Source organism: Streptomyces recifensis, from assembly GCF_002154615.1.
Classification (GTDB): Bacteria; Actinomycetota; Actinomycetes; order Streptomycetales; family Streptomycetaceae; genus Streptomyces; species Streptomyces griseoluteus.
Genome location: NZ_MUNH01000013.1, coordinates 1 through 8,478, shown reverse-complemented (window position 1 = coordinate 8,478; position 8,478 = coordinate 1). Strand labels below are relative to the sequence as shown.

Annotated in this window: 6 protein-coding genes; 2 read left to right on the top strand and 4 right to left on the bottom strand. The window is 66.6% G+C overall.

Features of this window, described 5'->3' with window-relative positions; all coding sequences use genetic code 11:
* Positions 1-861 (bottom strand): helix-turn-helix domain-containing protein (locus CCN33_RS00850; protein ID WP_086690020.1); only part of this gene is annotated, 861 nt, incomplete at its 3' end.
* Positions 862-1,325: 464 nt separating this feature from the next.
* Between CCN33_RS00850 and CCN33_RS00845 the strand changes: the two genes are divergently transcribed.
* Complete coding sequence (locus CCN33_RS00845) at positions 1,326-2,159, top strand: helix-turn-helix domain-containing protein (RefSeq protein WP_086690018.1); 834 nt, start codon at positions 1,326-1,328, stop codon at positions 2,157-2,159.
* Positions 2,156-2,362 carry a DUF397 domain-containing protein gene (locus CCN33_RS00840; RefSeq protein WP_086690016.1) on the top strand — a complete coding sequence of 69 codons (207 nt, stop codon included), beginning with the start codon at positions 2,156-2,158 and terminating at the stop codon, positions 2,360-2,362. The genes CCN33_RS00845 and CCN33_RS00840 overlap by 4 nt, the downstream gene beginning before the upstream one ends.
* A gap of 59 nt (positions 2,363-2,421) precedes the next feature.
* Here CCN33_RS00840 and CCN33_RS00835 read toward each other — a convergent pair whose 3' ends face one another.
* The 3 genes from CCN33_RS00835 to CCN33_RS00825 all read right to left on the bottom strand — a co-directional run.
* Positions 2,422-3,969, bottom strand: a complete 1,548-nt coding sequence (locus CCN33_RS00835; RefSeq protein WP_086690014.1) for a class I SAM-dependent DNA methyltransferase — start codon at positions 3,967-3,969, stop codon at positions 2,422-2,424.
* The gene (locus CCN33_RS00830) at positions 3,966-5,423 is read right to left on the bottom strand and encodes a restriction endonuclease subunit S (protein WP_279628130.1); all 1,458 of its coding nucleotides are present in this window, start codon (positions 5,421-5,423) and stop codon (positions 3,966-3,968) included. The genes CCN33_RS00835 and CCN33_RS00830 overlap by 4 nt, the downstream gene beginning before the upstream one ends.
* Positions 5,420-8,478 (bottom strand): type I restriction endonuclease subunit R (locus tag CCN33_RS00825; RefSeq protein ID WP_244173525.1); only part of this gene is annotated, 3,059 nt, incomplete at its 5' end. The genes CCN33_RS00830 and CCN33_RS00825, both read right to left, overlap by 4 nt.

The following is an 8,478-nucleotide window of genomic DNA, read 5'->3' as shown; positions in this document are numbered from 1 at the left end:
GCGGAATCCCCGGTCGCAGCCGTCGCAGTTCCGCATGGGATGGGGAGCCGTCGTGGGACGGGCGGGCGGCGCGGTGAGCGCGGGCAGGGGCAGCGGGAGCTGGTTCCGCAGGCGGTAGGCGATCAGCGCCGCTGGACGCTCCAGGGCCGCCGGCAGGCCCGCCGTCAGCGTGTGGATCACGGTGGCGGCGGTCGCCCCGACGTCGAACCAGGCGGTGACTGCGGGCGCGAGCCGGTACACGTCCGTGCGGGACAGGGTGAGCCGGGCGTCGCCGCGGCGCAGGCCCGCGAGAAGCGCGACGGCCGGCTCACCCTGTCCCGCAGGTGCGGCGTCGGCGGCGGGCGGGTCGGGCTGGTCCGCCGGTGCGGGGGAAGCGGGCGGCGTGACCGCCACGGGTGCCTCGGGTGCCGACGTCACCGGGGGCACGGCGGTCATCCCCGTGGGCGCCGGTTCCGCCCGGCCCGCACCCTGGTCGTCCTCCTGCGGCGGGGCCTGGACGTCCCGCGACGGCCGGGGTACCTGCCTGCGGGCTCGGGGCGCCGCGGCAGGACCGGGCACGGCGGGCACGTGGACCGGAAGGTGGTGAGCGTAGGTGCGGGTGGCGATCCGCCCGCTCTCCGTACGCTCCCGCACCCGCCGGAGGTACCCGTGCGTCTCCAGCTCACGCAGGGCGAAGGCGATCCGCTCCCGGCCCTCGGGGAACCGCTCGGCGAGGCTGCGGATATCGACGGGGGCGCCCTCGGGCAGCGACAGGATGTGCGCGGCAAGGCCGATGGCGGTCAGCGACAGCGCGGGGTGCTGGACCAGGTGGTTTCCGACGACCGTGAACCGGTCCGGGTGGACGGCCCGCACGTGGGTCACACCGGACGGGGTGTCGGTCCGCCGAACCTCATGAATCCGGGGCGGGGCGGGGTTAGGCTTTTTCTCAGCCATAGGGAAGGTGCTTCTTCCTCGTTGGTCAGGCCCTCGCACTGGGATTGCCGTCCCGGCGGGGGCCGAAGCATGTGTGGGGTTGTAGAGGCGCGTCAACGCCTCGTGGTGAGAGTGCACCCCATCGGCTGCGCCACGCCAGCCGGTTCACGCCTTTCACCCGGCCGAGTGATCGACTCGGGGTTTGGCTTGGTAGGTAGGTTCTTTTCCCGGGTTCTTTGGTCTTTTTACGTCCCGCGGCCCCGGCTCCCAACCGACCGCCCTACGGACTCCCTGGCGCCGGTGGGCCGACGAGCGAGGCGATTTCACTGAATCACGTCACCCAGCGTGTTCACTCCTGCGTACCTTGTGAAAAGGCCCTGTGGGCACAGGAAGTGCACGAAGGGACGGCGAGTGTGAGGAACTGGGACGCGGAGCTGGAGGACGACGAGTCCGGTGCGGTCATCCGGGCGGTCGGCCGTCAGTTGAAGCTGTGGCGCGAGGCGGCCGGCCTCACCCGGGCCGACTTCTCCACGGCCATCGGTTACGGGGAGGACCTCGTCTCCTCCGTGGAGCAGGGACGGCGCATTCCGCGCCCGGAGTACCTGGACGTGGCCGACCGGGTGCTGGAAGCGGGTGGCCGCCTCCTCGCCATGCAACGGGACGTGGCGGAGGCCCGCTATCCGAAGAAGGTGCGGGACTTGAAGAAGCTGGAGGGAGAAGCCGTTGAGCTGGACGCCTACAACAACTCCGTCATCCATGGCCTGTTGCAGACGGAGGCGTACGCGCGAGCGGTGTTCGCCGGAAGCCGGCCTCCCTTCATGGAAGACGAGCTGGAGCAGCGGGTTGCGGCCCGTATGTCCCGGCAGGAGATCGTGAGCGAGTCTGCGGGACGACCCGTCTTCAGCTTTGTCCAGTGCGAGTCGACGCTCCGCCGCCCCATCGGAGGCAAGATGGGCATGCGGGCGCAGCTCGAACGACTGCTGGAGGTCGGCGAGTTCCGAAACGTGGACCTACAGATCCTCCCCCTGAGCCGGGAGGAGAACTCAGGTCTCGGTGGTTCGTTCAGGCTGCTCAGACTCAAGGACGGCAGCACCGTAGGTCACGTCGAGATCCATGAGATCAGCCGTGTGATCGCCGAACCGAAACACGTACAGGTTCTGGATATGCGCTATGGGATCATCCGGGCGCAGGCTCTCACACCGCGTGAGTCACTGGCCTTCATCGAGAAAGTGCTGGGAGACACATGAATCGCATCCCCTTTGCCGAGGCCGCGTCAGGGCTTGGTTGGATAAAGAGCAGCTACAGCACCGCAGAGGGCCCCGACTGCGTAGAGATCGCAGCCGCTCCCGCCACCATCCACGTCCGCGACTCCAAGAACCCGGACGGCCCCCGCCTTGCCCTCACCCCCGCGGCGTGGGCCACATTCCTGCCGCACATCTCCCCACGCTGACATGGCGAACGCCTCAGGGCCGCACCCCAGTCCACTGGCGCGGCCCTCAGGCACGTTTGTCATTCCTCGTCAGAGACTTCTTTCGCATCGGTGCTCTGCTCGCGAGCCTGCTGAAGCGTCTCAGCGATCGCGGCGAACTCCTCCAGCGCGGCCTGGAGATCCTCAACGATCTCGGCGGCCAGCACCTCGGGTGCGGGCAGGTTGTCCGCGTCGTCGAGGCTCGGGTCACGGAGCCAGGTGATGTCGAGATTCGCCTTGTCGCGGGCGACCAGTTCCTCGTACGTGAACGCCTTGAAGCGCTCCGTCTCGACGCGCTTGGAACGGTCCTCGTCCGGGCGGTAGCACTGCACGAAGTCCTCAAGAGAGGCTCGGGTGAGCGGGTTCTGCTTGAGGGTGAAGTGCTGGGCCGTCCGGAAGTCGTAGACCCAAAGCTTCTCCGTCCAGGGCTGGTTGGGCCGGGCCGGCTTGCGCTCGAAGAACAGCACGTTGGCCTTGACACCGCCCGCGTAGAAGATGCCGGTGGGCAGCCGCAGCATGGTGTGGACGTCGTACTCCTTGAGCAGACGCCGACGGATGGTCTCGCCCGCACCGCCCTCGAAGAGCACGTTGTCGGGTACGACGACCGCAGCCCGGCCGTGGATTTCCAGCAGCGAGGCGATGTGCTGCATGAAGTTGAGCTGTTTGTTGGTCGTGGTGACCCAGAAGTCGCGCCGCTCGTAGGCGATCGCCTCACGGGCGGCGGAACCGTCGTCGCCGTAGACGGTGATGGAAGACTTCTTACCGAAGGGCGGGTTGGCCAGGACCAGGCTCGCACGCTTGTCGGGCGGCGCAGCGAGAGCATCCTTAGTGCGGACCAGGGCAGGTCCGGTGGGCTGGCCGATGCCGTGCAGGAAGAGGTTCATTGCTGCGAGACGGGCGGTGTTCCTGACCAGCTCGGTGCCCCAGATGCCGCCACTGCTGAGATGCTTGCGCTGCTCGGGGGAGAGCTGGTTGCCGTACTCGTTGAGGATGTACTCAGCGGCTGAGAGCAGGAAGCCGCTCGTACCACAGGCGGGGTCGGTGATCGTGTCGTCCGGGGTCGGGCGGACACAGTCGATGATGGCCTGGATCAGCGGGCGGGGGGTGAAGTACTGCCCCGCACCCGACTTGACGTCCTCCGCACCACGGGACAGCAGTTCCTCGTATGCGTCGCCCTTGATGTCGGTCTTCTGGCCTGACCAGTTTTCCTTGTTGATCAGGTCCTTGACCAGCCGCTTGAGCTTCGCGGGGTCATGGATGCGGTTCCTGGCCCCGTTGAAGATCAGGTGGAAGGTGGTGTCCTTGCGCTGATTGCCAAGATCTTCGAGAAGCTGGGTGTACGCGGCCTCCAGCGCGGCGCCGTCGTTCTTCAGCAGCTCCGGCCAGCCACGGTTCTCCCAGACCGACCCCTCGGGCATGATCTGCTCGCGGAACATCGGGGGTCGCGTCTGCGCCTCGTGCGCCATCTTCAGGAACAGGAGAATCGTCAACTGCTCGACGTAGTCGATGGTCGAGACACCGTCGTCACGCAGAACGTGGCAGTAACTCCAGAGCTTGTCGACAAGCCGACGGGCCTCGGTCGTGGTCACGAGGGGATCTCCAGGTCGAAGGTTGGTTGAGTGGCGGTGGCGAGGGCTGAGGAGTCGGCACGGGACAGCGGCGGTACTTCCTGAACGGATGTAGTGCCCGGCGTGTGCTTCGGCTGGGTGGCCGACCGGCGCGGACTCCGAAGCCGGGACTTGGTTGCTCCGGCCGCCTCCCGCGCACGAAGGCGGTCGAGCAGGGTGGCGGCAGACTCATCAGCGGGGTCCTGGGGGACCAGTCGGCCGGCAAAAGCTTCAGCGAGGAGAGAGCGGCGGAGCGCTGAAGCCTTCACGCGGTAAGTCTCGGCGGTGACGGCGGCATGCCGGGCTCGCTCTGCCACTTGTGCAACAGCGTGAACCGTCTGCCGCTGGGTCTCCAGATCAGGGAGCGGGATACGCGTGTTGAGAATCGTCTCCTGATCGATTTTCGGCATCGATCCCGCCAGCCCTTTTGCGCGAGAACGGTAGTAGTGGCGGGTTTGCGGCGCACTCAGCACCAGGTGAGCAAACTGCGGATCAAGCCGATCAGAGGTCCTGACGCGAATCAACAGGTCCGGGAAAATTGCCCATTCTTCCGGACCCTCATAGAGGGCAGAAGTGCCAACGAGGTCCGGAGTATTGGAACGCTGAACGAGAATGTCCCCCGCTTTCAGCCAAAGCTTGGCAGCCTTTTCCGGATCGGCGGCTGTCATCTTCGTGTAAGCATCACCGAACTCACCCTTGGTGACAGCGGTAAGGGTCAACGTTCGAATGGCGCCATCCGCCGCAGCCCGCGCGGAATGGCCATTGCGCAGCGGCTCCCTAATCTCTTCCGCGAGCACGGTAACCGGAAATGACTCCATGAGATCGCGGATAGCTTTCGCCTTGCTGGAGTGAATAAGCGTGCCAGCCTTCTTCACAGCATTGGCTGCGTTAACTGTGGCCGCGTCAAGTCGCGATAGCTGCTCTTCAAGCGCGACAACGATGCGGCGCTGCTCATCCAGTGGAGGCAGTGCAATCCTTACCCTCTTCAGCTTTGCCGTACTTAGGGTGTGCAATCCACTAGTCGATGCCGCTACGCTTCGAAGCTGCGCAGATACCTCCGGCGAATTCCATAGAAGCTCCAGGAATTTGGCCGAGATCGCGAGGCCCGGCCGCACCCGAATCAGATGATTCTGATGCACGCAGTTCTCAATCTCACCACTCCAGCGAGCAGCCCGACCGAGCTGAGAAACACTACCGTTCCCTTCCACGACAAGCAGATCGCCCGGACGGAGAACGAACCTCTCCAGTTCGCCATCAAACAGCTCGACCTCATGCACCTCGCTGAGATCAAGCGACCCACTGCCAACGTTGGCGACCCGAAGAAAGGGGAACTTGTGATCGACAGGACGTCGCTTTTGCTGCTTCTGGATGCCTCCCTGAACCTCGGCAATCTCGTCGAGGCTCACTCGCGCCCATCCGCGAGGCAACTCGCTCACGCGCCCAACTCCCGTCCCAGCTCACTCAAAATCTCAGCCCCGCGATCAGCCCCGAACTCCCGAAGGAACCCGTCCACACCGCCTCGCTCAATGAAGGGTACGTCCTTCAAATGGTCCGGCTCGATGGCCGCATCCGTGGCGATCACGTCCACCATCCGGTCTAGCCACCACACCTGGTCAGCCGTGAAGACGGCCCCCGCCTGCTCCTGCCGGGCCTGCCACGCGGCGTACCGTTCCTCCACCAGCGCCCGGTAAGGCCGCACCTTCTGGTCCAGCCCCAGCTCGAAGCGCAGCAGCCCGATCAGGTCGACGACACCCGCCGCGCCCCGCGGATGCCGGGTCGCCTTGCCGAGCTGTACGTACGCGTCATACAGCCGTGCCGGAGTCCACTGGAACGGGGGACGCTCGATCTTGCGTGCGAGGTCCTTCAGCCGCCGGTAGACCTCCTTGGGATCGCGCCGCTCGCTGAAGGCGAGGTTGAACGCGGCGATCTCGTCCTGGTGGTCCTTGATGTACTGCTTCCACGAGGTCACCCGTCGCATCGCCAGCTCGTCCGCCGTGATGCCGCGCGCCTCCTTCACCTCGTCCACACTCACCTCGTCGATCACGATGTCGTGCGCCCGGCGCATGGCCATCAGCCGGTCCCGCAGCTCGCGGTTCGAGGCGATCGGCTTCAGGGCGTCCATCATGTCCCGCCGCACCTGCTCCTGGCCGCCAATACGCCGGGCCCGCTCCTGCTGGTCGGGGTCGACGGACTGGACCAGACCGCCGACGATCTCCCGGAGCGGTCGGCCGGCGAGTTCCTCGATCTCCTCCCGCTCCTCGGGCTTGAGCTGCTGGTCCAGGCGTGCCAGGCGACCCGCCAGCGTGGCGACTTCGTCCTCGGTCATCGCCAGACCCGCCGTCTTGGCCATCAACCGCTCCAGCGGGATCTTCCGCTCGGAGATCCGGCTCAGCGGCCTCGCGTCCACGCGGGGCGAGTCCGTGACGCCGACCGCGTCGACGATCACGAACCGCTCCTTGACCTCGGCGTCGGGCGTCACCGCCTGGAACTCCGCCGCGTCCACGGTCCGGGAGCCACGCCCCTTCATCTGCTCGAAGTAGGCCCAGCTCTTCACGTCTCGCAAGAAGAACACGCACTCCAGCGGCGGGATGTCGGTCCCGGTGGCGATCATGTCGACGGTCACCGCGATACGCAGCTCGGGGCTGTTGCGGAACGCCTTGATCAGTTCGGCGGGCTTCTTCGCGGCGTGCGTGATCTTCCTGCAGAAGTCGTCGCTCTCGCCGAAGACCTGCCGGACCATTTGGACGATCTCGTCGGCGTGGTTGTCGTCCACCGCGAAGATCAGCGTCTTCGGCACATGGGTACGCGTCCGCTGAGCGTCCCCCTCCCCCACCGGCGGGAAGATGTCCGTGAACAGGTGCTTGCGGAAGGTCTCGATGACGAGCTTCAACTGGCCCTTGCTGATGACCTGGCGGCCCAGCTGGGTCGCCTTCCACTCCAGGTCCTCCTCCAGCTCCTGGTACCGCTCGCGGCGGGTCTTGCGCTCCCGCATGGGAACGACCGTCTCCGCCGGGATGGTGCCGCCCTTCTCTCCCAGCTCCGTACGGATACGGAAGACGTCGAAGTCGACGTTCACGCCGTCGGCGACCGCCTGCTCGTACGGGTACTCGCTGACCAGGTTCTGGAAGAAGAAGCCGAAGGTCTGGGCGACCGGGGTGGCGGTCAGGCCGACCAGGTGCGCGTCGAAGTACTCCAGGACCGCGCGCCACTTGCCGTAGATGGAGCGGTGGCACTCGTCGACCACGATCAGGTCGAAGGACTCCGGCGGCAGGGCCGGGTTATAGCCGACAGCCACCGGCTCGTCGACGAGGTCGTAGCGGTCGAGAGCCTCGTTCTCGTCGTCCGCGCTCGGCACCGCCTGACCCGTCAGCGCGAGCCACAGCCGCTGCACGGTGGACACCACGACATGTGCGGAGCCAAGGACGGTGTCCCCCGCCATGCGCTGCACGACGTACAGCTCCGTGAACTTGCGGCCGTCGTCCGGGGTGTCGAAGTTCTCGAACTCGGTGGCGGCCTGGGTGCCGAGGTTGTTCCGGTCGACGAGGAAGAGAATGCGCTTGGCGTTCGCGTGCTTGAGCAGCCGGTAGCTCTCACTGACCACCGTGTACGTCTTGCCGGCGCCGGTCGCCATCTGGATCAGGGCGCGCGGGTCGTCCTTGGCCAGGGAGAGTTCCAGGCCGTTGATCGCCTTCTCCTGCGCCGGACGCAGGTCCTTCGAGTCGAGGAAGGTCTGCGGAAGGCGCCGCATCCGGGCCCGCAGGGTCGGCGCCATGGGGTCAGCCTCGGCCTCCTCGACCCAGCGGGCGATCGTGTCCGGGCGGTGCACCGCGAAGACCTCACGAGTACGCGGGGACGGGTCGAGGTCGTTGTGGAAGCGGACCGTGTTGCCGTCGGCGACGTACCGGAAGGGCAGGCTGGCGCGCCAAGCGCTGAGCTGCTGGCTGCGGGTGAGCCCCGTGGCGTAGCGGGCGGCCTGCTGCATGGCGGCCTCCAGGTCGGCGCCCTCCCGCTTGGCCTCTATGACACCGACCAGGCGCTGGTCGACGTAGAGGAGGTAGTCGGCGCGGCCGACGGCGGTGGAGACCTCCCGGACGGCGACGCCCTGACCTGCGTACAGGTTCTTCGCGCTGTCGTCCTGGACGGCCCAGCCCGCCTTCTCGAGAATGCGGTCAAGCTCCGTACGGACCTGCGCCTCGCTCATGGGAGGCTTGGCGGCCTTCTGCGCATGAGCGATGAACTCGTCACGCTGCGAGGCCCCGTCCAGCGGGCGGGCGACCGTACGGGACTCCACGGCCGGAGCCGTCAGTTCGGTGATCTTGTCGCTCAGTTCGGCGACCAGATCATGCAGAGCGGCCCGCTCTTTCTCGGCACGAGCCAGTTCCATCTCGGCCTGCGCGCGCGCCGCCTGCTCCCGCTCCAAGCGGCTGTGCTTGCCGTCGTAGCGAAGGCGGGCCTCCTCCAACCGACGGCGGTAGGCACCGAGCTCGGTGC